Origin of the sequence: Myroides odoratus, from assembly GCF_001549985.1 — a bacterium.
GTDB lineage: Bacteria > Bacteroidota > Bacteroidia > Flavobacteriales > Flavobacteriaceae > Flavobacterium > Flavobacterium odoratum_A.
The window spans coordinates 42,598-68,688 of sequence record NZ_LROZ01000014.1 but is presented as its reverse complement, the minus strand read 5'-3'; the positions used below and the strand labels follow the sequence as shown (position 1 = coordinate 68,688).

General features: G+C 35.9%; 22 protein-coding genes and 1 other RNA gene. 16 read left to right on the top strand and 7 right to left on the bottom strand.

Features of this window, described 5'->3' with window-relative positions:
• Window positions 1-108 precede the first annotated feature (108 nt).
• From AWV75_RS13690 to AWV75_RS13675, 4 genes are all read left to right on the top strand, one after another.
• Window positions 109-1,104, top strand: a complete 996-nt coding sequence (locus AWV75_RS13690) for a glycosyltransferase (protein WP_060874911.1) — start codon at window positions 109-111, stop codon at window positions 1,102-1,104.
• Between the two features lie 12 nt (window positions 1,105-1,116).
• Entirely contained in the window at window positions 1,117-1,716 is a 600-nt protein-coding gene (coaE, locus tag AWV75_RS13685) for a dephospho-CoA kinase (RefSeq protein WP_060874910.1), read from the top strand.
• Window positions 1,717-1,777: 61 nt separating this feature from the next.
• Window positions 1,778-3,364 carry a sensor histidine kinase gene (locus AWV75_RS13680; RefSeq protein ID WP_060874909.1) on the top strand — a complete coding sequence of 529 codons (1,587 nt, stop codon included), beginning with the start codon at window positions 1,778-1,780 and terminating at the stop codon, window positions 3,362-3,364.
• A gap of 9 nt (window positions 3,365-3,373) precedes the next feature.
• Window positions 3,374-4,093: a response regulator transcription factor gene (locus AWV75_RS13675; protein ID WP_002986137.1), complete on the top strand. Its 720-nt coding sequence runs from the start codon at window positions 3,374-3,376 to the stop codon at window positions 4,091-4,093.
• A 147-nt stretch (window positions 4,094-4,240) separates the two neighbouring features.
• Here the strand turns inward: AWV75_RS13675 and AWV75_RS13670 are convergent, their stop codons facing one another.
• From AWV75_RS13670 to AWV75_RS13660, 3 genes are read right to left on the bottom strand one after another with little or no spacing between them, the layout of a single operon-like run.
• Window positions 4,241-5,179, bottom strand: coding sequence for a LysR family transcriptional regulator (locus AWV75_RS13670; protein WP_060874908.1), 939 nt, complete (start codon window positions 5,177-5,179; stop codon window positions 4,241-4,243).
• A gap of 43 nt (window positions 5,180-5,222) precedes the next feature.
• Window positions 5,223-5,834: a hypothetical protein gene (locus tag AWV75_RS13665; protein WP_060874907.1), complete on the bottom strand. Its 612-nt coding sequence runs from the start codon at window positions 5,832-5,834 to the stop codon at window positions 5,223-5,225.
• A gap of 14 nt (window positions 5,835-5,848) precedes the next feature.
• Complete coding sequence (locus AWV75_RS13660; protein WP_060874906.1) at window positions 5,849-6,346, bottom strand: RNA polymerase sigma factor; 498 nt, start codon at window positions 6,344-6,346, stop codon at window positions 5,849-5,851.
• Window positions 6,347-6,738: 392 nt separating this feature from the next.
• Between AWV75_RS13660 and AWV75_RS13655 the strand changes: the two genes are divergently transcribed.
• The 9 genes from AWV75_RS13655 to AWV75_RS13615 all read left to right on the top strand — a co-directional run bounded on the left by AWV75_RS13655 (window position 6,739) and on the right by AWV75_RS13615 (window position 17,012).
• Window positions 6,739-7,389 (top strand): succinate dehydrogenase cytochrome b subunit, encoded by a 651-nt coding sequence (locus tag AWV75_RS13655; protein WP_060874905.1) that lies wholly within the window; start codon window positions 6,739-6,741, stop codon window positions 7,387-7,389.
• 11 nt (window positions 7,390-7,400) lie between these two features.
• Window positions 7,401-9,320 carry a fumarate reductase/succinate dehydrogenase flavoprotein subunit gene (locus AWV75_RS13650; RefSeq protein ID WP_060874904.1) on the top strand — a complete coding sequence of 640 codons (1,920 nt, stop codon included), beginning with the start codon at window positions 7,401-7,403 and terminating at the stop codon, window positions 9,318-9,320.
• Between the two features lie 8 nt (window positions 9,321-9,328).
• On the top strand, window positions 9,329-10,084 hold the full coding sequence (locus AWV75_RS13645) for a succinate dehydrogenase/fumarate reductase iron-sulfur subunit (RefSeq protein WP_060874903.1): 756 nt from the start codon (window positions 9,329-9,331) through the stop codon (window positions 10,082-10,084).
• A gap of 31 nt (window positions 10,085-10,115) precedes the next feature.
• Window positions 10,116-11,288, top strand: a complete 1,173-nt coding sequence (locus AWV75_RS13640; protein WP_231738152.1) for a porin — start codon at window positions 10,116-10,118, stop codon at window positions 11,286-11,288.
• Window positions 11,289-11,317: 29 nt separating this feature from the next.
• Complete coding sequence (locus AWV75_RS13635; RefSeq protein ID WP_060874902.1) at window positions 11,318-12,748, top strand: anion permease; 1,431 nt, start codon at window positions 11,318-11,320, stop codon at window positions 12,746-12,748.
• A 70-nt stretch (window positions 12,749-12,818) separates the two neighbouring features.
• Entirely contained in the window at window positions 12,819-14,123 is a 1,305-nt protein-coding gene (locus AWV75_RS13630; RefSeq protein ID WP_060874901.1) for a cryptochrome/photolyase family protein, read from the top strand.
• 22 nt (window positions 14,124-14,145) lie between these two features.
• On the top strand, window positions 14,146-15,201 hold the full coding sequence (locus AWV75_RS13625; protein WP_060874900.1) for a linear amide C-N hydrolase: 1,056 nt from the start codon (window positions 14,146-14,148) through the stop codon (window positions 15,199-15,201).
• 124 nt (window positions 15,202-15,325) lie between these two features.
• Window positions 15,326-16,306 (top strand): tyrosine-protein phosphatase, encoded by a 981-nt coding sequence (locus tag AWV75_RS13620; protein ID WP_060874899.1) that lies wholly within the window; start codon window positions 15,326-15,328, stop codon window positions 16,304-16,306.
• A gap of 31 nt (window positions 16,307-16,337) precedes the next feature.
• Entirely contained in the window at window positions 16,338-17,012 is a 675-nt protein-coding gene (locus AWV75_RS13615; protein ID WP_060874898.1) for a DUF2461 domain-containing protein, read from the top strand.
• A gap of 183 nt (window positions 17,013-17,195) precedes the next feature.
• Here the strand turns inward: AWV75_RS13615 and AWV75_RS13610 are convergent, their stop codons facing one another.
• Window positions 17,196-18,272 (bottom strand): glutaminyl-peptide cyclotransferase, encoded by a 1,077-nt coding sequence (locus tag AWV75_RS13610; protein ID WP_060874897.1) that lies wholly within the window; start codon window positions 18,270-18,272, stop codon window positions 17,196-17,198.
• A gap of 88 nt (window positions 18,273-18,360) precedes the next feature.
• On the opposite strand from AWV75_RS13610, the gene ffs reads away from it, so the two are divergent.
• An RNA gene (ffs, locus tag AWV75_RS13605) (signal recognition particle sRNA small type) lies at window positions 18,361-18,459 on the top strand.
• Between the two features lie 196 nt (window positions 18,460-18,655).
• On the opposite strand, the gene AWV75_RS13600 is transcribed toward ffs, so the two are convergent.
• Window positions 18,656-21,622, bottom strand: a complete 2,967-nt coding sequence (locus AWV75_RS13600; protein WP_060874896.1) for a DNA polymerase III subunit alpha — start codon at window positions 21,620-21,622, stop codon at window positions 18,656-18,658.
• A gap of 2 nt (window positions 21,623-21,624) precedes the next feature.
• The gene (gene dinB, locus AWV75_RS13595) at window positions 21,625-22,782 is read right to left on the bottom strand and encodes a DNA polymerase IV (RefSeq protein WP_060874895.1); all 1,158 of its coding nucleotides are present in this window, start codon (window positions 22,780-22,782) and stop codon (window positions 21,625-21,627) included.
• Between the two features lie 83 nt (window positions 22,783-22,865).
• Here dinB and AWV75_RS13590 point away from each other — a divergent pair, with 83 nt between their 5' ends.
• Window positions 22,866-23,633 carry an XRE family transcriptional regulator gene (locus AWV75_RS13590; RefSeq protein WP_060874894.1) on the top strand — a complete coding sequence of 256 codons (768 nt, stop codon included), beginning with the start codon at window positions 22,866-22,868 and terminating at the stop codon, window positions 23,631-23,633.
• A gap of 257 nt (window positions 23,634-23,890) precedes the next feature.
• Here AWV75_RS13590 and prfB read toward each other — a convergent pair.
• A protein-coding gene (gene prfB / locus AWV75_RS13585; RefSeq protein WP_156424202.1) for a peptide chain release factor 2 occupies window positions 23,891-24,986 on the bottom strand; the annotation gives its coding sequence in 2 pieces (ribosomal slippage) (window positions 23,891-24,922 and window positions 24,924-24,986; 1,095 coding nt in all).
• Between the two features lie 46 nt (window positions 24,987-25,032).
• Between prfB and AWV75_RS13580 the strand changes: the two genes are divergently transcribed.
• Window positions 25,033-26,058 carry a threonine aldolase family protein gene (locus AWV75_RS13580; protein ID WP_060874892.1) on the top strand — a complete coding sequence of 342 codons (1,026 nt, stop codon included), beginning with the start codon at window positions 25,033-25,035 and terminating at the stop codon, window positions 26,056-26,058.
• Window positions 26,059-26,091: the final 33 nt, after the last annotated feature.

Sequence of the window (26,091 nt, the reverse complement as noted above, 5' to 3'; positions counted from 1 at the left end):
AATATTACAGTTTATAACGTAAAAATTATAAATATATATATAAATATAGGGAGTAAATTTTGTATTCCAATTTAGGAAGCGATATTTTTGTAGTTATTTAAGAAGTTAATGTATTACTCGTTTATTATTCCTGTTTACAATCGACCTGATGAAACAGATGAATTGTTGGCTAGTTTAACTAAGCAAACTTTTCAAGGTAACTTTGAGGTGGTAATTGTAGAAGATGGATCAGCTGTTGATTCAAGAGCTATCGTGGAAAAATACCAAGATCAACTCGATATATCCTATTATTATAAAAATAATTCGGGGCCTGGCGATTCTAGAAATTACGGTATGCGAAAAGCAAAAGGAGACTATTACATTATCTTAGATTCGGATTGTATCATACCAACAGCATATTTACATGTAGTGGATCAGTATTTACAGGAAAAATATGTAGATTGTTTTGGAGGACCTGACCGCGCGTTGTCTAGTTTTACAGAGGTGCAAAAGGCAATTAATTTTGCAATGACTTCATTTTTGACTACTGGGGGAATACGCGGAGGATCTGAACGACTCAGTAAGTTTCAACCCCGTAGTTTTAATATGGGAATCTCTAAAAAAGCCTTTTTGGCGTCTGAGGGATTTGGTAAAATTCACCCAGGTGAAGATCCTGATCTTACGATTCGACTTTGGAATTTGGGATTCCAATCGGAACTTTTCCCTGAAGCTTATGTATATCACAAGAGACGAATTGATTGGCAAAAGTTTTTTGTACAAGTTAATAAATTTGGAAAAGCAAGGCCAATTCTCAATCAACGATATCCAGAATATGCCAAAATGACGTATTGGTTTCCAAGCCTGTTTATGGGAGGGCTTGTGGTAAGTCTTTTGTTCCTATTAGCAGGATTTTATTCGCTTTTTTCTATTTATTTGTTGTATTTTTTCTTTGTTTTTGTGATATCTTTGATGAAAGAAAAGAGTTTTAAGGTGTCTATTTTGTCAATTTGTGCTGTTTTTGTACAATTTTATGGATATGGTACGGGTTTTGTTAAATCAAACTATATCTTGTATATCTTAAGGCGTAAACCCGAAGAAGGAATGCCTGAAATGTTTTTTAAATAACAACAAAAGAAGATGAGTCTTATTGTAGGTTTAACAGGTGGAATTGGCAGTGGAAAAACAACCGTTGCTAAATTGTTTCAAAAACACGGTGTTCCCATTTATATTGCGGACGAACGTGCACGACTACTAATGGAACGCCCAGATGTCGTGGAGGCCGTACAACAAATATTTACAACCTCCGTTATTAATGAAAATGGATTATTAGATCGCGCCAAAATCAAACAATTGGTTTTTGATAATAAAACGCTGTTAGAACAACTGAATCAGGTTGTGCATCCCCGCGTTAAAAAAGATTTTGAAGATTGGCTGGACGAGCATAAAGACAGCCCTTTTGTCATTAAGGAAAGCGCCATATTGTTTGAGAGCGGTTTGGAAACAAGTTGTGATTTAGTTATTCTCGTTGTTGCGCCTGAAGAGATTAGAATTGAAAGAGTTATGGCACGCGATGGGGTTTCAAAAGACCAAGTATTGAAAATTATAGATAATCAAATGAAAGACGAAGAAAAGGTAGAAAGAAGTCAGTATATAATTGAAAATAATAACAAAAAAACAATTGAAAGTGATATTATTGCGATAATACGTGATATTAATTTAAAAAATCATTTAATTTAATCGGTTAATTTTATGTTAACTACTAGGGAATATACATTATTAATCATAATTTTGAATTGCGATGAATAAATTACGATTTAGAGTACTTGTCGGTATAATGAGTTTTTCATTGATTGGAATCATCATCGTACAATTATATTGGATTGTTAGTTCGTATAATAACAATGAGGAACAATTCAAGTACCATGTTCAACAGGTTATTGGAAATGTAGCAAATGCGATGGAACAAAATGAAGCCATGGAGTTCTACAAAATGTACAATGACTTGAAGGATAGTATTGGCGAACCGCCAAAACAAAGTGAATTAAAAGAGATCGTTTTTTATGAGCGCAATCCAAGAACAAATGAGTCGATATTTTACTCAAACACATTGGTTCTTGAAGATTTTAATTTGCGAAGCTCGTTCTTTGATAAAAGAGCCGATAGTACCAATATTAAAAGTTTTGTTGCTAGGCGAAAAACCGAAATCCACAAGGGAAGTTCCTTTGATCGAGGAGGAGATAATTTACACCAAAACTATCCAGATGAGGTAATTGAGAAATCAGGAAACCTCGATGTGTTAGATAAAGCGCAATTTGAAATATACTTCAAAGATATTGTTGCCCTAAAACGAGTAGATGAGCGAATCTCAAAAGAAAAGCTAGATCAATTACTCGAGAATGAATTGCATCAATATGGAGTAAATGCCAAATATGAATTTGGAGTATACAATAAAGGATTGGCCACCAAAATTAAGTCAGATGATTTCGAATACAGTGAAGGATCTACATATGGTGTACCAATTTTAAAGAATAATGATGGAAAAAGTAAGTATCATTTGTATGTTACGTTCCCAGAAAAAAGTAAATATTTATTTTCTTCTTTACTTGGGATTACATTTTTGTCTATCTTGTTTACCATTGTGATTATTGCAGCTTATTTGAATGCGATCAATCAGTTGATTAAACAGAAGCAGATTTCAGAAATGAAAACAGATTTCATTAACAATATGACGCATGAGTTTAAGACGCCTATTGCAACGATTAACCTAGCTTTGGATGCGATTAAAAATCCAAAAGTTATAGGAAACCCCGAGATGGTTGAGCGGTACCTCAATATGATTCGGGACGAAAATAAACGCATGCATGCACAAGTGGAAAATGTGCTTCGAATTTCAAAACTCGAAAAGAAAGAATTTGAGTCAGATAAAGAAGCAGTTGATATCCATGAAGTAATTGAATCTGCTGTGGATCACGTCGGTTTGATTATCCAAGATAGAGGAGGAGAAATCAACCTACATCTGGATGCAAGAAGATCGGATATTTTAGGAAACGATTTTCATTTGACTAGTGTCATGGTTAACATGCTAGACAATGCGATTAAATATTCTAAAGAAAGACCTATTATTGATGTATATACAGAAAATATCAAAGATTTTATTTTGATAAAAGTAGTGGATCAAGGAGTAGGGATGAGTAAAAATGCACAAAAGAGAATTTTTGACAAATTCTATCGTGAACATACAGGAGACTTACACGATGTGAAAGGACATGGATTAGGGCTGGCTTACGTTCAACAGATTGTAGAAGATCACAACGCACAGGTATATGTTGAAAGTGAGAAAGGAAAAGGAAGTACGTTCATTATTAAAATGCCATTAATAAATTAATCAATATATATGGAAACAACAAACAACAAAAAGATTTTATTAGTAGAGGACGATCCAAACTTTGGAGCGATCTTGAAAGATTATTTAGCGATTAACGACTTTGAAGTTACGTTAGCTAAAAACGGAATGGAAGGATTCGAAAAGTTTAAACGCGATACTTTTGACCTTTGTATTCTTGACGTCATGATGCCTTATAAAGACGGGTTTACTTTAGCAAAAGAAATTCGCGATAAAAATAAGGAAGTGCCTATTATTTTCTTAACTGCAAAATCAATGAAAGAGGATGTATTAAGAGGGTATAAAGTAGGAGCAGATGATTATTTAAATAAACCTTTTGATTCAGAGGTGTTATTGATGAAAATCAAAGCGATTATTCACAGAAAAACATCTGAAGTTAAAACAGATAACACAAAATTTGAGTTCCAAATTGGTAAATTCCACTTGAACTCTAAATTGAGATTTTTGACTTTCCAAGATCAAGAGCCAATCAAGTTATCCCCAAAAGAAAATGAATTGCTTAAATTATTGGCAATTTATGAAAACGACTTGATGCCAAGAGAAGTTGCTTTAACGAAAATATGGAGAGATGATAACTATTTTACTTCTCGTAGTATGGACGTTTATATTGCAAAATTGAGAAAGTATTTAAAATTAGACGAAGCAGTTGAGATTTTAAATATCCACGGAGAAGGATTCCGTCTAGTAGTAAAAGGAGAAGGGGAAGAGTAATCTTTTCCTGAATAAAATAAAAGGGAGTAAGAATTTTTTCTTACTCCCTTTTTTATTTTAGGGTGAGTTTTGTTGTGAAATCGTGAGATTTGTTCTTTACGTTTTGTGAGTACGAAATAACGATTTTACATTTTCATATCGATCTACTTATTTCTTTTTTGGGCTAATAATTTTTACATCTTGAAAAGCTATTGCCCCGCGGATAATTCCTAATATAGTCTCGTGTAAGGCTTGGATAATTTGAAGCTTTAAATCATTTGTTGTATGAATTAAACTAATTTCTCTAGCGGGTTGAGGAGTAGCAAACTGCATCAAATTACGTTGATCTTCTGTATTGAGCTGCAAGGTGTGTAAATACGGTAAAAGCGTATAGCCTAGTCCTTCTTTAGATAGCTGGATTAACGTTTCGAAGCTTCCACTTTCTAGTGAAAAAGGACGATCTGTATCAGCACTTTTGTTTTTGCAAATATTGATGATGCCATCTCTAAAACAATGGCCATCTTGAAGCAGTAAGAGCTTTTTTAAATCCAGTTGATCTGTAGTGAGTTTACCCTCGAATTCCTGTTGGAAACTTTGTGGAATATAGCCAACAAAAGGTTCATAATAGAGTACTTTTTCACGAATATCTTCTAATTCCAAAGGCGTTGCTACAATAGCAGCATCGAGATAACCTCCGCGTAGTCGAGTGATAATTTCCTCTGTGGTATATTCTTCAATAATCAAATGTACTTTAGGGTATTTACCTACAAAGGATTTGATAAACATGGGGAGTAAAGTAGGAGTAACGGTAGGAATAATTCCCAACTTAAATTCCCCTCCGATGAATCCTTTTTCTTGATCAATAATATCTTTGATTCGATTCGATTCATTGACTATTTTATGTGCTTGCTCAATGATAACAGCTCCAATTGCTGTTAATTGAATAGGTTTGGTTGTGCGATCAAAAATTTGAACACCTAGTTCGTCCTCTAATTTTTGAATTTGCATGCTCAATGTAGGTTGAGTTACAAACGATTTTTCTGCTGCAAGCGTAAAATTTTTGTGTTCTGCAACAGCTAAGGCATATAGTAATTGCGTGATAGTCATAACTTGAATAATGAAAAGTAAAATGAGTATCCAAGGTACAACATTAATCCTCTATTTTTTCAAGTTCTTGGTAATTTTTCATCAAACGTTTAATTAAAATCCCGTATACAACGCGGTAGTACAACCAGATAATTCCGAAAAAGATTAAAAATAAAAACAAGAATATCCCAATAATAAAGATGTAGTAAGACCATCCATGTGTAGGGTCGTTATCTGCAGTTAAAATGGTAATAGCCGCAAAAAGAGATAAAATGGAAATGATCGAAATATTGATTGCTATATAGTAATTTACCATTTTCTTCGTTTGAAGAATCTGCTTCATTAAATTTTTGGTATTATCTGCTACGCAAATTTTGCGGTATTTGATGTAAAAGGCCACAATGAATATCAACGAGATTAAACCGCTGACATAATCAATATTATTGACAATAAATTCAAAAACTGGGCTGCTGTTTCCTTTTAATTCACTGTCATCATTAAAGAGGAAAAAACTAGCTAAGTTTAAGCCTAGAAATTCAATAACACTGATGATAAATATCCACATCACAATAGAAGATGATTTTTTGTGAATCATCCCACTAATCTCGTCCTTTGACACTTTTGGAAAGTTATGGTTGGCGTTCCAATGTTTTTTTAATAAGTCAAGTTCATCCATACTATAGTGAATCCTTACGGATTTAATATTTTTTTTAATTTACTTTTAATTCGATTCATTTTTACTCGAGCATTGACTTCACTTATACCAAGTGTATCAGCAATTTCTTCATAGGTTTTGTTTTCGAGATACATGAATACTAAAGCTTTGTCAATGTCATTCAATTGGTGAAGCGCTTGATACATCAATTTGAGTTGTTGTTCTTCTTCTTCATTATATTCCTGGTATTCAAAATGATGAATAATAGGATTGAAACTCGTCGTGGTGATTTGCCGGTTTTTCTTCCGGAAAAGTGAAATGGCAGTGTTCAAACCAATTCTATAGGCCCAAGTTGTAAACTTGGATTCTCCTCTAAAACTAGGATAAGCCTTCCAGAGTTGAATCGAAATTTCTTGAAACAAATCTTTATGTGCAGATTCTTCATCTGTATACAAGCGACAGATTTTATGGATGAGATTTTGGTTCTCTTCCAATAAAGATATAAACTCTTGTTCTACATTATTTTGTTTCATATTACAATTAGTTGACTAAATATGATATTTGTTACATTTTTAGGGAAAATATTTTTTTAATTTCATTTTTTCAAGATAACCATTTCTTTGAAAAGACGATTCTTAAAATTTAAATAAATACTGCGATAATTTATAATCGTTCTGTATTATTTATAATACATGTAAAATGAATCTATTTTTTTTAAATTTTTTAAAATATTTGCTAAATTTAGTACAAAATAAAATTATTTGATTACAATAAATTATAAAATACTGTTTATTTGGTGTTTTGTTTGTAATTGAGCGAAAGTAATGCGTGTCTATTTTTGGTACTATTTATGCAGTTACATTCAAGAAGCAAAGAGTAAGGTTATTGGAAGATTTAAAGGATTAATTATTAAAACAAAAATAAGATGAATACACTCTCAAGAAAGATTGTAATGGCAGGGACTGGGTTGTTTCTGTGTTTCTTTTTACTGATTCACTTTTTAGGGAATACACAGTTGTTTCTAGAACCTGAACATGCACAACAAAGCTTTAATGCTTATTCCCATTTCTTAACTGGGAACCCGTTGGTAAAAGCCGTCTCTTATGTGCTTTATTTATCCATTTTAGGGCATGCTATTTATGCACTGATTATTACCTCAATGAATCAAAAAGCAGGAGGTAGTTACAAGCGCGATAATAGAGGAAGAGCCAGTAAATGGTATAGCCGAAATATGGGAGTATTAGGCGTAATTATCTTGATTTTCCTCGTACTGCACTTTCAAAACTTTTGGTACGTCTATAAATTTGGTGAGATTGGTTTAGATGCCAATGGCAATAAGGACTTGTATACGGTTGTTGTTACAGCATTTCAAGAACTTTGGTTAGTTGTCGTTTATGTAATAGCGATGATTGCACTTGCTTATCACCTGATTCACGGTATCACGAGTGGTGTTCGAACACTAGGGTTATTTCACCCTAAATACGTACGATGGATTAATGTATTCGGGATCGCTTATGCGGTTATCTTATGTGTTGGTTTCGCTTTAATGCCTATTTATATTTATATCACCCATTAATACAAGTTGTTATGAAATTAGATGCAAAAATTCCTGAAGGACCATTAGAAGATAAATGGTTTAACTATAAAAAGAATGCTCGTTTGGTTAATCCTGCAAATAGAAAAAAGCTGGATGTTATTGTAATTGGAACTGGATTAGCAGGTAGTTCTGTAGCAGCCTCTTTGGGAGAAATGGGATATAATGTAAAATCGTTTTGCTTTCAAGATACCCCTCGTCGTGCACACTCTGTAGCGGCACAAGGAGGAGTAAATGCGGCTAAAAACTATAAAAATGATGGAGATAGTATTTACAGAATGTTTGTAGATACATTAAAAGGAGGAGACTTTAGAGCAAGGGAAGCGAACGTTTATCGCTTGGCCGAATGTTCGGTGAACTTAATTGACCAAGCTGTGGCTCAAGGGGTTCCTTTTGGTAGAGAATATGGCGGATACTTGAATAATCGCTCTTTTGGAGGAGTGCAAGTAAGTCGAACGTTTTATGCGCGTGGACAAACAGGGCAACAATTGCTTTTGGGAACATATCAAGCGCTTATGCGTCAGGTAAATAAGAAAACTGTAGAGTTGTTTTCTTCGCATGAAATGTTAGATTTAGTTGTAATTGATGGTAAAGCTCGTGGTGTTATTGTACGAAATCTTGAAACGGGAGAAATTGAAAGACATGCTGCACACGCTGTTGTTTTAGCAACAGGAGGTTTTGGTAAGATCTATTATTTGTCAACACTTGCTATGGGGTGTAATGGTTCTGCTATTTGGAGAGCACATAAAAAAGGAGCCTATTTCGCTTCACCAAGTTGGACGCAAATTCACCCTACATCATTACCACAATCTGGAGATTATCAATCCAAATTGACCTTAATGTCTGAATCATTACGTAATGATGGACGTATTTGGGTGCCTAAAAACTTAAATGAAACTAGAGTCGCTAATGATATTCCAGAAGAGGAAAGAGATTATTATTTAGAAAGACGTTATCCTGCGTTTGGAAACTTAGCTCCTCGTGATATTTCTTCTCGTGCGGCTAAAGAACGCATTGATGCGGGTTATGGTGTAGGTCCGTTGAAAAATGCCGTTTACCTCGATTTCTCTAAAGCAATTAAAGAACAAGGCCAAGCGAAAATTGCTGAAAAATATGGGAACCTGTTTACCATGTATGAGAAAATTACTGGAATAAACGCCTATAAAGAGCCTATGATGATTTCACCTGCTGCTCACTTCTCTATGGGTGGACTTTGGGTAGATTATGAATTAATGACGACGATTCCTGGTTTATTTGCATTAGGAGAAGCGAATTTTGCGGATCACGGAGCAAATAGATTAGGAGCAAATTCTTTATTGCAAGCGTCTGTGGATGGATATTTCATCGCTCCTTATACTATTGCAAACTATTTAGCGGATCAAATTAGAGTTGGTAAAATTACCACAGATCATCCTGAATTTGAGAAAGCAGAACAAGAAGTTAAAGACAAGTTAGAAAGCCTGTTGAAAATTAAAGGGGATAAAACGGTCGATTATTACCATAAGAAATTAGGTAAATTACTGTATGATTATTGCGGTTTAGCACGTACCAAAGAAGGATTGACATTTGCTATCGAAGAAATCAAGAAGTTGAGAGCTGAATTTTATCAAAATGTCCATGTTCCTGGAACCAATGCAACAATCAATTCGGAATTAGAGAAAGCAGGACGCGTAGCGGACTACTTAGAAATAGGAACGTTGATGTGTTATGATGCTTTAACGCGTGATGAATCTTGTGGGGCTCACTTCAGAGAGGAATACCAAACAGAAGAAGGGGAAGCTGCTCGTAATGACGAGAAATTCCAGTTTATTTCCGCATGGGAATGGCCAGGATCACTAGATCAAGAACCTATTTTGAATAAAGAAGAACTAACATTTGAATACGTAAAACCGACTATCCGTAGTTATAAATAATAGAGGCTATGAAATTGAATCTTAAAATATGGAGACAGAAAGATCGTAAATCGGAAGGAAAACTTGTAGATTATGCGATAGATAATGTAAATACACACATGTCTTTTTTGGAAATGTTGGACACGTTAAATGAACAATTAATTTCAAAGAAAGAAGATCCTATTGAATTTGATCATGATTGTAGGGAAGGAATTTGTGGGCAATGTGGAGTTGTTATCAATGGAAATGCACATGGGCCGTTAGAAAATACTACGACTTGTCAGTTGCATATGAGAGAGTTTAAAGATGGAGAAACAATTTTGATTGAACCTTTCAAAGCTGCAGGTTTTCCTGTTAAAAAAGATTTGAAAGTGGATCGAAGTGCGTTTGATCGCATTATTTCGGCTGGAGGATATGTATCGGTAAATACAGGGCAAGCCCCTGAAGCGAATACCATTCCTGTATCACATGAAACGGCAGAAGCTGCTTTTGACTCAGCCGCTTGTATTGGGTGTGGGGCTTGTGTAGCTACATGTAAAAATGGTAGTGCAGCTTTATTTACCTCTGCAAAAATTACGCAATTGGCCTTATTACCTCAATCTCAACAAGAACGAAAAGAACGTGCCTTAACTATGATTATGCAAATGGATGAAGAAGGATTCGGCCACTGTTCCAATACTGAGGCTTGTGAGGTTGAATGCCCGCAGGGAATTTCGGTATTGAATATTGCTCGTATGAATTACGAATACAATCGAGCGAGTTTCCTCAAGTTTAAAAAGAAGTAAAAATGAAAATGATATAACAATGAAAATGAAAATGAAAAAAAGCTTATTCCTTTGCGGGATAAGCTTTTTAACTGTATTTACTAGTACAGCTCAAGAACAAACGATTGTACAAGACACGGTTAAGGTGTTTGAAGATAAGATTGTATTAAATGATCCAACACAAAAATATCCTCAGTTTAAAGTAGGTGGTGTTTTTCAAACTCGTTTTTTAAATAACTTTAAAAAGGGTGTGGATATTGATGGTTTGCACTATGGGGATGGAGAAGGAACAAATAATTCTTTTGAAGTAAAGCGAATGCGCGTTTCTATGAATGCCAAGGTAACAGAAAACTTAGAAGTAGTTGCTTTAGTAAATCTTGCGGATTTCAAATCTGATCCTAAACACAAAGTTCTTGAAAATGCATATGCCAAATATACCATAAATCGCTATTTACAATTTACGGTTGGACAGTTTAGACCCTCATTCGGAATGGAAGAGACTTATCCTGTGGATATTGTAAAATCCATTGATTATTCTAATTCCTACTATCTCTTTAGTGATAATAGTTGGATGAGCTTCCAAATTGGAGTTGGGGTAACAGGGAGTGTTGATCTAGGTAAAGTTCCGATGAGTTATGGATTTTCAGTGACGAATGGAAATGGTAAGAACAAAACGGATAAAGATGACGGAAAACACTATTCCAGCCGATTGTTATTTAATGTCAATGACAAACACAAGATTAATGTTGGAATTAGTGGAGGAGTAGGAGAAGTGGAAAAGAAAACGGTATATGCCGTGGGGACAGAAGCTACTGCTTTTTTTCCACTAGGAGATCGTTGGAGTATTGATTTTCAGGTAGAAGCAAAGCAAGGGGTCAATCACAATTTGTATTTTAGCCAACCCCTCGATACGCGTATAGGTGAGGTGAAAGATTATTTGATGAAGAGTTTTTATATTCTGCCAAATGTTCGCTATGATTTAGGGAAGAAACGATTGCAAACGATTGAACTTTCTTGTCGTTACGAATACTTAGATGGTAATGCACACCTCAATTCCAATGGAAGACAAACTTGGATTCCCATGGTGAGTTTAGAATTTTTAAAGAACTATGGTGCTCGATTACAAGTAGGAATGCAAATCGACAATTATAAAACGAATATTGAGCATACAAAATCATATAACTCAAATCTTGCCTTTATTCAATTTCAGTGTCGATTACAGTAAATAAAGAACAACAATAAAAAACTCCTTCTATGAAAGAAGTAAATTTAAAAAATTTCGGAATTACCGTAGTAATAGGGATATTACTTTGGTTTTGTCCCATCCCAGAGGGAGTAACACCAGAAGCTTGGCATTTGTTTGCCATTTTTGTGAGTACTATTTTAGGGATTATCCTCAAAGCTGCTCCTATGGGGACCATGTGTATGATTGCTGTGGGACTTACGGCATTCTTTCAATTGTTAGCACCAGGAAATGCAGGACAATCTATTACGCTTAGTTTAAAAGGATTTGGAGATAAGGTTATTTGGCTAATTGGAATCTCATTCTTTATTGCTAGAGGTTTTATTAAAACAGGGTTAGGGAATCGTATTGCTTACTTATTTATTCGTGCTTTTGGTAAAAGTACGTTAGGGTTAGCGTATGGATTAGGATTGGCCGATTTGGTATTAGCACCTGCTATTCCGAGTAATACAGCTCGTGGGGGTGGAATTATATATCCCATCATGAAATCGATGGCGATGAATTTTGGTTCTGACCCATCAAAAGAAGAAACAAAAAAGAAAGTAGGCTCTTTTTTAACTTTGAATTGCTACTACTTGAACCTGATTACATCAGCCATGTTCTTAACTGGTACGGCAAGTAATCCGATGTGTCAGAAGTTTGCTGCCGATATTGGAATTAATATTAGCTGGATGAATTGGGCCGTTGGAGGTTTTATACCTGGGGCGCTTGCATTCCTCCTTACTCCTTTGGTGTTGTATAAAATTTATCCACCAGAATTAAAGAAAACAGGGGATGCCCCAAAAATTGCTACAGAGAAATTAAGAGAAATGGGGAAATTAACATTGCCAGAAAAGTTGATGTTAGTGACCTTTTTTATCTTGCTCTTCTTGTGGATTACAGGAGATTTATTCACGATTGATGCAACAACTACAGCTTTTATCGGATTAGCTATCTTATTGTTGACTTCTGTATTAACATGGGATGATGTCAAATCAGAAAAAGGCGCTTGGGATACCATTGTGTGGTTTGCAGTGTTAGTAATGATGGCTAGTTCATTGAATACGCTTGGATTTATTGGCTGGTTTAGTGATTTAGTTAAGGCACAAATGGGAGGAATTGATTGGCATTATGCTTATCCTCTAATTATCATTGTTTATTTCTTTAGTCACTATATATTTGCTAGTGCAACTGCTCACGTTGCGGCAATGTATGCTGCCCTTTTGGGAGTTGGTGTATCCTTAGGTGTGCCACCAATGTTATTGGCTTTAACTCTTGGATATATGGGATCTATCTATGGAACCTTGACACATTATGGACATGGCCCAGCTCCTGTATTTTTCGGAAGTGGTTATGTTGAATTGAAGTCTTGGTGGACGTATGGATTGATCATCGGTCTCCTATTGCTAGCGATTTATTTGGTAGTGGGAACAACTTGGCTCAGTATTATTGGTTATTTTTAAATAAAAAAAGTTATCTTTAAAGACCCTTTATTCCATTTAATAAAGGGTCTTTTTAGTAGGACTTACTAATATGGAAGAAATTGTAATTTTTTGGTATCGAAGGGATATTCGCTTACATGACAATGTAGGTTTATATCATGCTATAAAATCAGGAAAAAAAGTGTTGCCGATATTCATTTTTGATACGGATATCTTGGCGCAATTTCCAAATACAGCAGATAAACGAGTACAATATTTGTATCAAGCGTTAGAACAAGTCAATACGCTCTTGCAAGAGCATAACAGTCAAGTGGCTTTTTATCATAACGCAGTCTTACCTGTTTTTGAACAACTTGTACAAACCTATGCAATCAAGGCGGTTTATACCAATGCAGATTACGAACCAGCAACGCGTAAACGAGATGTAGCTGTTCATGCTTTTTTAGCAACGCATGCTATTCCTTTTTATGCTTATAAAGATCAAGTGATTTTTGAAGCAAATGAATTGCTGAAAAGTGATCAGACTCCTTATAAAGTTTATACGCCTTATGCTAAATTATGGAGAAGTAGGCTGACAGAACAGCATTTACTAGCTTGGACTTTGGACTTAAAAGCAGATTATTTTGTTGCTAAAAAAGAGAATCAAGTGATGCCAAGCTTAACGGAGTTGGGCTATGATGCAGAAACGAAATTTGACTTTACAACACCAGCCTTTGATTCATCCATCATTCAAAATTATACAGCCAATCGCGATTATCCAGCCTTAGATGCTACCACGCGTTTGGGAATTGCATTGCGATTTGGAACAGTATCTATTCGCGCTTGTGTGCGACAAGCCTTGCATGATAATGAAACCTGGTTGAGCCAATTGATTTGGAGGGAGTTTTTTATGAGCATCTTATACCATTATCCACAATCGGCAAGAGCCTGTTTTAAAAGAGAATATGAAAATATACAATGGCGAAATAACGAAGCAGAATTTGAGGCTTGGTGTAAAGGAGAAACAGGGTATCCACTAGTGGATGCAGGAATGCGCGAATTGAACCAAACGGGATATATGCACAATCGCGTGCGTATGGTAGTTGCTAGTTTTTTAGTGAAACACTTATTGATTGATTGGCGTTGGGGAGAAGCCTATTTTGCTCAACACCTCAATGATTATGACCTAGCTCTAAATGTGGGGAATTGGCAATGGGCCGCAGGATGTGGTTGTGATGCTGCTCCTTATTTTAGAGTTTTTAATCCCGCAGAACAACAAAAGAAGTTTGACAAAGAGTTCAATTACATAAAAAAGTGGATTCCTCAGTATGAAGAATCTACTTATCTTACTCCTATAGTGGAGCATAAACTAGCTAGGGAACGAGCTTTACTAGCTTTTAAACAAGCTTTAAAATAAACACACATAAAACCCTTGAACTATGAAAAAATGGAAAATCTGGGTCGCTAATCTAGCTTTAGCAGCTTTTTTACTACCTGTAGCATCAGATGCCTATGCGTGTACTCGAGTGGTATACAAAGGGCCTAATAACACAATTATCACTGCACGCTCCATGGATTGGAAAGATGAAATTGATCCGAATATCTGGGTTTTCCCAAGAGGAATGGAACGCACCGGTGAAGTTGGTAAAGCATCAGCCAAATGGAAATCAAAATACGGTAGTGTTATTGTATCGGCTTTTGATATTGCTACAACTGACGGAATGAATGAAAAAGGTCTTGTAGCGAATATCCTATGGTTAGTAGAGTCACAATATCCGGATTACGATCCAAATGGAAAACAAAAAGGAATGAGTTTAGCTATTTGGGCACAATATGTATTAGATAATTATGCAACGGTAGCAGAAGCAGTAACGGATTTACAGAAAAATCCTGTTGCAGTTGTTACAGCTAATACGCCAGGTAGAACAACATTAGCCACGGTGCATTTAACAATGTCTGATGCCAAAGGAGATAATGCTGTTTTAGAGTATATTGATGGGAAATTAGTGGTATATCACGATCCCTCTTATACGGTAGTTACCAATTCACCAACATATGAAAAACAATTGGCAATTCGAGATTATTGGGCATTTTTACCAGGAAACCAAGTATTGCCAGGAACAGGAAGATCAGAAGATCGCTTTGCTCGCGCTTCTTATTATGCAACAGCAGTAGATCAAAGTGATGATCCGATGGTTGCAGTAGGTGCTGCATTTAGTGTCATTCGAAACTGTTCTGTTCCGTATGGGGTTCATATTGAAGGGTATCCAAATCTTTCTTCTACAAAATGGAGAGCTGTTTCGGATCAAAAGAATTTACTGTATTATTACGAAGATCCATTGACGTTATCGCCTTTGTGGTTGGATTTAAAAACGTTGGATTTCAGTGAGAAAACTAAAGTAAAAAAATTAGATGTTTCTAAGAGACAACAGTATTTCGGTTTATCGAATAATCAATTAGTAGAGAGCAAACCGTTCCAGTTTATGGGAATTTAGTTTGAATTTAGCTCAAAAATAAAAAAGCAATGCAGTCAAGCATTGCTTTTTTTATGGAAACGGGGTAAAAACAAAAATAGGTTAGAAATGCTTAACTTTGAGAAAGGTTAATATAAAATGAGTTATGAAAAAATATGAAATCCTTGTTTTAGTAGGAGGGATGTTGTTATTGGGGAGCTGTTCTTATAAACATGCCTATCAACCAATTAGATTTTCTAAGCTAGACACTACTGAAAATTATGAAGCTTTAACCCAACGCTATGCGATGGGTAAAGAAAATAAGTTTACCCCCAATGCTAAACAGAGAGAATTATATCTAGAAGTGAATCAAAGAGTTGAAATCCCTAATGTTTCTAATGTTCGCGAATTAGGAGGAATTATCACACAAGATCAACGGGTAATCAAATCTGGTCATTTTTATCGCAGTGGTCATTTAGGAAAATTAAAAAAGAAGCATTTTAAAATATTAGACGACTATACTATTACGCAAGTCATTGATTTAAGAACGGATCGAGAAATAAAAAAGCATCCAGATCATCTACCAACAACCATCCAATATTACAATGAACAAGCTTTTGAAGATTCAGAAGACATGTTTAGTAAGGCGAAAAAAGAGGTCTTAAAGGGAAGAGTGACAGTAGAGGAATCGAATAAGGCAGTGGAGGATTTTTATGGGGTTTACGTTTTGGATAATCCTCAAAAGATTCGCGAGATTGTTTTGCGTATGCTAGATCATGAGGAAGCTACTTTGTTTCACTGTTCTGCAGGAAAGGACCGTACGGGGATGATTGGCGCTATACTGTTGAGTATTCTCAATGTGGATCGAGAAACCATCATGGAAGAGTATTTACGCTCTAATAATGAACGCGTCGATGACGTTTCTGGAAGAATGAAATTAGCGAAGTTTGGCAAATTTATTTTTCCTAAAATTGACTATGAAGTAATTGAGAATTTCTCTTGGATTAAACCCAATTATTTAGAAGCGATGTTTGCTGCAATAGAAGCAAAGTATGGATCGATGGATAATTATATTCAGGAAGGATTATCCATTACAAAGGACCAACGTCAAAAGTATATCGAAAAATATACCGTTATTTTAAAGTAAATTTGTCATTCAATTGTTAGAAAGAAAGTATATGAATCATTTGAAACAAGAGCATTTCGCTCTTTTAGAGGAGATTGCAACGAATAATAATAAGCCTTGGTTTACCGAAAATAAACCACAAATTGATGCCATTTTTACAGAAGTAAAGGGCTTTTTTAAAAGCGTTTATGATCAGATGGCAGCTGTTGATGAGGTTGAAGTATTTCACGTGCATCGCTTGTATCGAGATGTGCGTTTTTCAAAAGATAAAACCCCATATAAAACCTATTTTGGTTTACATATTGGAAGAAAAAAACCTTTACTACGCGGAGGATATTACCTCAATATAGAACCTGGAAAGAGTTTTGTTGGAGGAGGATTTTGGGAACCTAATAAAGATGATTTATTGCGCATTAGAAAAGAAATCGCTTTAGATGATTCAGAATTACGTGAAATTATCAGTAATCCAGTATTTGTAAAAGCATTTGGAGGATTAGTGGGTGAGGAGCTTAAAACGGCCCCTAAAGGTTTCGATAAAGAGCATCCTGCTATTGATTTACTGCGCAAAAAACAGTTTTTAGTGATGCGATCCTTTACGGATGAAGAAATGATCCAACCTGGATTTATCAAGGAAGCGATTCAGACGTTTGAAGCAATGAAGCCCTTTTTTGATTATATGTCTGAAGTACTGACAACAGATGTAAATGGAGTGAGTTTGTATGATTAGTGGAGAAGGGAAAGTGGAAAGTGGTAATTTGCTAATTGGCTGGAAAAAATGGAGAAGGGAAGTACTTATAGAAGCTTACTTAATCACATAAAAAGAGGAACTCATCGAGTTCCTCTTTTTATGTTCAGTTATAAATTAGGGTAGATAAATTTCACCAACACCATTTTTCATTTCGTTCTCCACCTAGTCAATAATCTTAATTTCAAACATTTTATTCCAGTTTTTACCTGTTACAAAAAATGTATTTGTTTTGGCATTGTATGCAATACCGTTCAAGACATCTAAATCAGGATGTTTTTCAACTAAATCATATAGTTGAGAAAGATCAAGAACTCCTTCTACAGATCCTGATATTGGGTCAATGACAGCTACACCACTTTTACCATAGAAATTAGCGTAAATTTTACCATTTACCCATTCTAGTTCGTTGATGTTTACTAAGATTTCTCGTTGTGCAGCAACTGTTATTTCATCTACTTTCTCAAATGTATCTGGATTTAATTTGTAAATCTTTTCAGAGCCATCTGTCATATAGAGATATTGTCCATCATTACATAATCCCCAACCTTCTGTTTTTTTGAAGTAAGGAATAGTAGCAAGCTGTTCTAAAGTATCTGGATTGTAAACATAAGCTTCATTGTTTTTGTAAGTCAATTGATACAATTTGTTGTTTAGAATTGTACAACCTTCTCCAAAGATTGCTGCTGGAAGTTCTTTAATCTTGATTACTTCCCCTGTTTTAGGGTTGAGTTGGCGAACGCTCGATACACCTTTGGTACCCGTTCCAATTCCTTCGCCATTTCCTGTACTTTCAAATAAAATACCATTGTGAAATTCTAGACCTTGTGTATAGGCTTTGATATCATGCGGAATAGTATTGACGATTGTATAATTAATCATTTGAGGAGCAACGGAAGAAAGAATTGCAATATGAGAAGAAACTTCTTTACTTTCTTTATTGAGATAGGCTGTTCCTTTCAGGGTGTATTGTCCAAATTTTTGTCCTTTCAAAGGAGCGTTTAGGATTTCATTTCCCTTTACTGCACCTAAACGGATATCGTTTAAGTGGTAAACTACAGAGTCTAGCTCGGTGTTTGGCGCGAGATTTAAGCTTAATTTTATAGCTTCTTTATCGTTGTAAACCTGCTTTAATTCGGATGTATTTAAAGAAATTACATTTTTTTCTAAATTATTTTTTTCAGAACAGCTGAAAATAGCGAAAGATAAGGCTAAGGGTATAAGCATGTTATGTCTTTTCATCGGTCATTTTAATTTTATTACAATATACAAAAGTTATTATAATAGTTGTAAACACTTGGAAAAATATAAAATGGTTGTATATTTGCAACGGCAAGTCCTACACGACCAGCTCCTGCAGAATCCTCCAGGGTGGGAACGCAGCAAAGGTATGTGGTTGTAGCGGTGCGATGTAGGTAGCTTGCCATTTTTTTATTTTTAGGATCTCCTAGTTAGGGGATTTTTTTTTGCCTTTTTTTGTTGTTTGTAAACTGTTTGAAAAATTCGTCTGGAAATAGATCCGTTGTTTCCATAATTTATCCTGTTACTTGGCGAATTGCCATTTGCCACTACGAGATTTTACATCTCATCGCCTCATCCTCTCACCACCACACCACCTCACCACCTCACCCTCTCATCACCACACCTTCTCCTTTTACATGATACCTAGGATCTGCCATATATGGAAGTTTTGCCATTTTTAGCACATGTAAGGTAGGTACCTCATATTCGATTTGAATCGTACCTAATAACAAATAGCATCCACTACCTTGAAAAGGATATTGTTGTAAACTATGCGGAAAATGCACGCTGTCAAAATAATCCCCATTGCTGTCAATCCAGGTACCAAAGTACATGAGCCCACTTTTAATTTGAATGGGCTTTAATGCGATTAAATAGCCCACCAAGCGCGTATTTTCACCCTTGTGATAGAGGAAGTCCTTTGTTGTTATTTCTCCTCTAAATTTCGTTTGTAATAAGTTAAAGGGACTAGAAGTAATAGGAAAGCCCAAATACTCTAGCTCATCAAAGGCATCTTCTGTTTCCGTTCGCTTCAATTGAGGAAAAGAAAAAGATTTTATAGGCTCTTGTAGCAATTGCCAAGTGGGATTGGATTTGTTTTTGTGGTACAATAATTTTGCTTGAATGAGCAATTCGTTTTTTTGGAGCCCAGTAAATTGAAAGGCACCAATAAAAATGAGTGTTTCTAAAGCTTCGAGGTTAATATTTACGCGTTGTATGAAGTTTGCTAAGGAAGTGTAATTTCCATTTTTTTGACGTTCTGTCAACAGTGTATCAATTAAAGCTGTATTTAAGTTTTTAACCAATTGAAAACCCAAGAAGATATCTCGTCTTCTCAAGGTTGCTCCTCGATTACTTCGGTTGATACAAGGCGGAAATACACGTGCTCCAGACATCTTCGCTTCGTGAACGTAGACTTCAGTACGGTAGAATCCCCCTTGATTGTTGATTACAGCAACAATAAACTCCAAGGGGTAATGTGCTTTTAAATACAAACTTTGATAGCTCTCAATAGCATAAGAAGCAGAATGAGCTTTACAAAAAGAATACCCTGCAAAAGATTCGATTTGGCGGTAAATTTCTTCACTGAGTGCTTGTGGATGCCCTTTCTCCTCACACAGGGCAAGAAAACGTTGACGAACTGCTTGTAATCCTTCTTTTGAGCGACTTTTTCCACTCATTGCGCGACGGAGGATATCGCCATCCTCCGCGGGTAAACCGCCGTAATGAAGGGCAATTTTAATCACATCTTCTTGATATACCATGATACCATAGGTTTCTCCCAATTGATTTTTGAAAACATCGTGGAAGTACTCAAATTCATTGGGGTTGTTGTGTCTGTAAATATATTCTTGCATCATACCGCTTTGAGCAACCCCTGGTCTGATAATAGAAGAAGCTGCTACTAGTGTTTTATAATTATTACATTTTAGTTTTCTCAATAAACCACGCATAGCGGGACTTTCAATGTAAAAGCATCCAATGGTATTACCTAGCTGTAAATATGCATTGGATTTTGCTTCATTTTTAGACAGTGAAATATCGCGGATGTCTATGGTAATTTGTTGATTTTTTTCGATTAATTCTACTGCTTCATTGATGTGTCCAATGCCTCGTTGGCTGAGAATATCGAATTTTTCAAAGCCAATATCCTCTGCAATATGCATATCAAAGTGAGCTACAGCGTAGCCTTTAGGTGGATAATCCAATGCTGTAAAATGTGTGATGGGATCTTCTGAAATAATAATTCCACATGCGTGCATGGTGCGTTGGTTAGGAAAACCTTCCAGTACTTGACTATACTGATGAATGAGCTGTACAATGGAGTTGTTGTCTTGATAGTCCCTAGTGTGTCGCTGATTCAATTGATCGAGCTCTTCTTTAGCTAAACCGTATACTTTGCCAATTTCTCTTGCCATAGAACGCGTCTTGAAGGTAGACATAGCTCCACAAAACGCAACGTGTTCTTCCCCATACGTTTGGAAAATATAATCAATAATAGCATCGCGATCGGTCCAGGACCAATCAATATCAAAATCAGGAGGTGATTTACGGTTGACATTTAAAAATCGCTCAAAGTATAAATCGAGTTCTAGAGGACAAACATTGGTAATTCCAATGCAATAGCCTACTAAGCTATTGGCACCACTTCCTCTACCAATATGCATAAAGCCGCGTTTTGTGCTATATGAAATAATATCCCAAATAATTAAAAAGTAGCTGGCAAAAGATAGCTTTTCAATAACATCAAGTTCTTTTGCTAAGCGTTGTTTTGCTTGTTCGTGGTTGGCACCATAAATACGTGTTAATCCCTCTTGTGCAAGGGTAGTAAGCAGTTGTAAATCGCTTGCTTTGTTGGCTGTAAAATGGAGCTTATTTCTACTTTTTTTATATTCAAATGAAAAGTTTGATTCCCTTACGATTTGTTGGGTATTGGCAATAAGTGTAGGAAAAGATTCAAAATGGCGCAATAATTCCTCTTCTGATTGTAATATTTCATCTGGCGAAGCACAAGTGTCAGCCTCCAATTTACTTAATAGTGTATTTTGATCAATGGCTTGGAGGATGCGGTGTAACTCATATTCCTCTGTTTGTTGTATTGTCACAGGATGGAGGATGACCATTTTGTGAATCAACTGCTTCCATTGCTCTTGATACAATAAATTACGTTGGTTTAGTTTAATGCCTATATATTCGTGATCTGCTAGTGTTGACGGACAGTTGTCTAGTGGATAGATAACAAAGGTATGCGCAAAATCAGGAGCCTTTTTCGAGAAAGGTTGTTTGGTTTTATTGTGTTGGGTTATGTATTGATTCATTGCTGCAAATCCCAATTGGTTTTTAGCAATTCCTATGTATTGTAGGCGTTGATTAACGCGAAATTCAGCACCAATGAGTGGTTTGATATTCGCTTGTTGACAGAGGCGAATAAAGTCGTAAACACCATAAAAGGTATGAATATCCGTAAGTGCTAAGGCAGAGATCTGTAGTTTTTGTGCTGCAGCAACCAATTGCGTTAGTGGAATAGTACCAAAGCGTAGACTATAGTAAGAATGGCAATTTAATAACATAGCTATTTCTTTTTAGATTTGAGTAAGGCACTAGAGCAACGATGAACTGCCTGCATGCCATATTGTTTTTTGATGTGATCCATGGCTTCATACAATGCCATGATTTCCTGGGAATCTTCAAATAAATTAATCTGATAACTTCCGCGAACTAAACCGCTGAAATTGATGCCAATTAATCGTAGACGCATCCGACGTTGGTAGTGTTTTTCAAACAAATCCAGTACATAGGCATTGAGTATGTGATCTGCGGAGGTATAGGTAATTTTACATTGCTTGGTTTCGGTATCGAAATTGGTATAGCGAATTTTGACCGAAACCACAGAAGTAAGCCAACCTTCCGAGCGCAATTGAAAAGCCAATTGCTCTACCATACCCAATAAGGTTGTTTTTAATAAGGTCAAGTCAATCGTATCTTGTGAAAATGTATGTTCGGTTGATATTGATTTGCGTTCTCGATAGGGTTCAACAGGTGTAAAATCAATACCATTGGCTTTTCTCCAAAGATCTACACCATTTTTACCGAGCAATTGAAACAAAATTTCAGCAGGCATGGTAGATAGTGTCTCAATGGTTCGAATCCCCAAGCGTGCTAAGGAATCATAGGTGGCTTGTCCCAGCATGGGGATTTTTCGAATGGATAATGGGTTGAGAAACGGTTGTACTTCTTTCTCGGGAATAATCAATGCACCCGAAGGCTTGGCTTCATTGGTTCCCATTTTAGATACTGTCTTATTGATCGATAAGGCATAGCTCAACGGTAGATGTGTTTCTTTTTGGATGGTAGCTATTAATTCGGATGTCCATTGCTGGGTACTGTGAAAGCGATCCATTCCCGTTAAATCAAGATAGAATTCATCAATACTTGCTTTTTCCATTACAGGAGCTTTTTCAGCTATGATTTCCGTTACTTCTGTGGACATTTTACTGTAGAGTTCCATGTCACCTTTGATGATTTTGGCTTGAGGACACAAACGCATGGCCATGCGAATTGGCATGGCTGAACGTACGCCAAAAGCACGAGCTTCATAGGAACAACTCGATACCACGCCACGGTCTCCTCCACCTATAATAAGGGGAATACCAGTGAGTTGTCGATTGGTTAATCGCTCACAAGAAACAAAAAAACTGTCCAAATCTAAATGTACAATAGCGCGTTGCATCTTCCTGATAGTAAATTATTTTAAACAAACTTACTACGTATGTTAGCAATTATTAGTATATTTGATGCTATAAATAATAGCAAATGTCATACTTATCAGATAACATCAGGTATTTACGAGCACAGAAAGAATTGTCTCAGCAAAAGGTAGCCGATTCGCTACTTATTACGCGTGCCCGTTATTCAAAATATGAAGAAGGAGCCTCTGAGCCTCCTTTGGAAGTTTTGTTGAAAATCTCTCGCTATTTTCATGTGAGTGTAGATCTACTCATTTCAGTTGATTTGAGAAAGGTGCCGATGCAGGATTTATTAAAATTAGAGGACAATCGTATATTATTGCCTATTATGGTAGATCCCAATGGCAATAATTTTATCGAAATAATTCCACATAAGGCAAGAGCAGGATATTTATCTGGGTATGCTGATCCAGAATTCATTCAGAATCTCGATCAGATTTCGCTGCCTTTTTTACGAGAGGGCAAATACCGAGCATTTCCAATTGAAGGAGATTCGATGCCTCCCCATCAGGAAGGTTCGTTTATTATTGGTAGTTATATCGAGCAATTAGAAGATATCCGCAATGGACGAACGTATATCATTATGACTGCAAATGAAGGGGTGGTGTACAAACGCGTGTATCGCATTGATAAGGAAACGTATGAATTGCATTCAGATAATACCTTTTATGAACCCTATCGTATTAAGGTCTATGATATCTTGGAAATTTGGGAGTATGCTTCTAGTATTGCTACGGAAGAATTTAAACCAGAGGATTTAGGAGAGGCAGATACCAAAGCGATGTTTCAGGAAATTCGGCATATGTTGAAAGATGTAATGAAAAAGGTGAATTAGTTTTTTTGTTGTTTGTGCGGTTTGTTTTTTGCTCTTTGCACTTTGTTCTTTGATTGTGTTATAAGAAAGTTATTCTTTGTAAATGACGACTTCAGCAAACACCAAATAACGAAAGCCAAACACCAAACATCAAAAGCCAAACAACGAAAACCAAACACCAAATACCCCCAAAAAAAACAAGCTTGAGTTTTTACCCAAGCTTGTTTTTTTATTCACTTTATCAACTGTAAACCGTTAATTGTTAACTGTCAACCATATTACTCCTCTTGTTGTCCCATCATCATTAAATACGCTTTTAAGAAAGCATCAATTTCACCGTCCATCACTGAATCAACATCTGTTGTTTCATAGCCTGTTCGTACATCTTTGACTAATTTATACGGATGCATAACGTAATTTCGAATTTGCGATCCCCATTCAATTTTTTTCTTATTTGCTTCAATTTCATCGCGCATGGCTTGTTTTTTCTTCAACTCAATTTCGTAAAGTTGAGATTTTAAGAGCTGCATGGCTTTGATTTTATTATCTAATTGAGAACGTGTTTCAGAATTTTCAATGATAATACCCGTTGGATGGTGACGCAAACGAACCGCAGTCTCTACTTTGTTTACGTTTTGTCCACCTGCACCACTAGAACGCATGGTTTCCCAAGAAATATCTGAAGGGCTAATTTCAATTTCAATCGTGTCATCAGCTAATGGATACACATAAACAGAAGCAAAAGAAGTATGGCGTTTGGCATTACTGTCAAAAGGAGAAATACGAACTAAGCGATGTACGCCATTTTCACCTTTTAAGTAGCCAAAAGCAAATTCTCCTTCAATTTCTAAGGTAACCGTTTTTACACCTGCAACCTCACCTTCTTGATAGTTGAGTTCCTTTACTTTATACCCGCTGTTATCAGACCACATGATGTACATACGCATCAACATGGCAGCCCAATCACAACTCTCTGTTCCACCAGCACCAGCCGTGATTTGCAAAACAGCACTCATGTTATCTCCTTCATCGGATAACATGTTTTTGAATTCCAAATTCTCAATGAGTTCCAGTGTATTCTTATATTGCTCTACAACCTCTTCTTCCGTTACTTCTTTGGCGTTGTAGAATTCAATTAGAATCTGAAGTTCTTCCAAATAATTTTTGGCTTGCTCATAATCCTCAATCCATTTTTTCTTGGATTTTAGATTTTTGACAATAATTTCAGCTTCTTTTGAATTATTCCAAAAGTCTGGAGCAAACGTTTTTTCTTCTTCGTTTGCGATTTCAATTAACTTCTTATCGACGTCAAAGATACCTCCTTAACGCACCAAGGCGATCAATAATGTCCTTCTGTTGTTCTGTGGTTACCATAATTTTTAATACTTTTACAAGCAAAAATACTTATTCCTGCAAATTTATGGAAATTAATTTAATTAGCGATACAATTACAAAGCCTACTCCTGAAATGTTAAATTATATGTTGAAAGCGAGAGTAGGAGATGATGTTTATAAACAAGATGGTAGTACTAATGAATTAGAAACAGCTGTAGCTGAATTGTTTGGAATGGAAGCTGCTTTGTTTTTCCCTTCGGGAACTATGGCTAATCAAGTTGCTATCAAATTACATACACAACCTGGAGATCAATTGATTTGCGATAGAAGTTCGCATATTTATCAGTTTGAAGGAGGAGGAGCTGCGGTGAATCACGGGGTAAGTAGTGCCTTAGTTGATGGAGATCGCGGACGAATTACAGCAGAAGATGTAGTATATCACTATACAGATCCTAACAATGTACATTTACCTATTACCAAATTAGTATGTTTAGAAAATACGACGAATATGGGTGGGGGAGCTTGTTATGAGTTGAGTGAAATTGAACGCATCAAAGAAGTATGTGAAGCACGTAATATCAAATTGCATTTAGACGGTGCGCGTTTGTGGAATGCTTTAGTAGCTAAATCTCAGCATCCAACGCAGTTTGGGGCGCTATTCGATACGATTTCTGTTTGTTTTTCCAAGAGCTTAGGAGCGCCTGTAGGATCGGTATTATTAGGATCTAAAGAGGCGATTCAACGTGCCATTCGCTTGAGAAAAGTAATGGGAGGAGGGATGAGACAAACAGGATACTTAACGTCTGCAGCTTTATTTGCACTAAAAAATAATGTAAGTCGCCTACAACGTGACCATTATCGCGCGAAGCAAATTGAAATGCTACTCAATAAAAAAACATGGGTGAAAGAGATTTTACCTGTACAGACAAATATTTTGGTTTTTCGCTTGGATGATGATGCGAATATCAAACCTTTTTTGGATAAACTCAAACAGAAAAATATCCTAATTAGCGAAATCGGCAAAGGATGGTTGCGCATTGTAACTCATTTAGATTATCGCGAAGTCATGCATGAATATGTATTGGAAACACTGAATCAAATTGAACTATAAAAACAGATAAAGCCATTCATTCGAATGGCTTTT

Coding starts and splice junctions, on each gene's coding strand:
- AWV75_RS13635 (WP_060874902.1), top strand. CDS start 11,318: ATGAAAGAAGTAAATTTAAAAAATTTCGGAATTACCGTAGTAATAGGG.
- AWV75_RS13645 (WP_060874903.1), top strand. CDS start 9,329: ATGAAATTGAATCTTAAAATATGGAGACAGAAAGATCGTAAATCGGAA.
- AWV75_RS13665 (WP_060874907.1), bottom strand. CDS start 5,834: ATGGATGAACTTGACTTATTAAAAAAACATTGGAACGCCAACCATAAC.
- AWV75_RS13580 (WP_060874892.1), top strand. CDS start 25,033: ATGGAAATTAATTTAATTAGCGATACAATTACAAAGCCTACTCCTGAA.
- AWV75_RS13660 (WP_060874906.1), bottom strand. CDS start 6,346: ATGAAACAAAATAATGTAGAACAAGAGTTTATATCTTTATTGGAAGAG.
- AWV75_RS13655 (WP_060874905.1), top strand. CDS start 6,739: ATGAATACACTCTCAAGAAAGATTGTAATGGCAGGGACTGGGTTGTTT.
- dinB (WP_060874895.1), bottom strand. CDS start 22,782: ATGCAACGCGCTATTGTACATTTAGATTTGGACAGTTTTTTTGTTTCT.
- AWV75_RS13600 (WP_060874896.1), bottom strand. CDS start 21,622: ATGTTATTAAATTGCCATTCTTACTATAGTCTACGCTTTGGTACTATT.
- AWV75_RS13630 (WP_060874901.1), top strand. CDS start 12,819: ATGGAAGAAATTGTAATTTTTTGGTATCGAAGGGATATTCGCTTACAT.
- AWV75_RS13590 (WP_060874894.1), top strand. CDS start 22,866: ATGTCATACTTATCAGATAACATCAGGTATTTACGAGCACAGAAAGAA.
- AWV75_RS13615 (WP_060874898.1), top strand. CDS start 16,338: ATGAATCATTTGAAACAAGAGCATTTCGCTCTTTTAGAGGAGATTGCA.
- AWV75_RS13620 (WP_060874899.1), top strand. CDS start 15,326: ATGAAAAAATATGAAATCCTTGTTTTAGTAGGAGGGATGTTGTTATTG.
- AWV75_RS13675 (WP_002986137.1), top strand. CDS start 3,374: ATGGAAACAACAAACAACAAAAAGATTTTATTAGTAGAGGACGATCCA.
- AWV75_RS13640 (WP_231738152.1), top strand. CDS start 10,116: ATGAAAAAAAGCTTATTCCTTTGCGGGATAAGCTTTTTAACTGTATTT.
- AWV75_RS13650 (WP_060874904.1), top strand. CDS start 7,401: ATGAAATTAGATGCAAAAATTCCTGAAGGACCATTAGAAGATAAATGG.
- AWV75_RS13625 (WP_060874900.1), top strand. CDS start 14,146: ATGAAAAAATGGAAAATCTGGGTCGCTAATCTAGCTTTAGCAGCTTTT.
- AWV75_RS13670 (WP_060874908.1), bottom strand. CDS start 5,179: ATGACTATCACGCAATTACTATATGCCTTAGCTGTTGCAGAACACAAA.
- coaE (WP_060874910.1), top strand. CDS start 1,117: ATGAGTCTTATTGTAGGTTTAACAGGTGGAATTGGCAGTGGAAAAACA.
- AWV75_RS13680 (WP_060874909.1), top strand. CDS start 1,778: ATGAATAAATTACGATTTAGAGTACTTGTCGGTATAATGAGTTTTTCA.
- AWV75_RS13690 (WP_060874911.1), top strand. CDS start 109: ATGTATTACTCGTTTATTATTCCTGTTTACAATCGACCTGATGAAACA.
- AWV75_RS13610 (WP_060874897.1), bottom strand. CDS start 18,272: ATGAAAAGACATAACATGCTTATACCCTTAGCCTTATCTTTCGCTATT.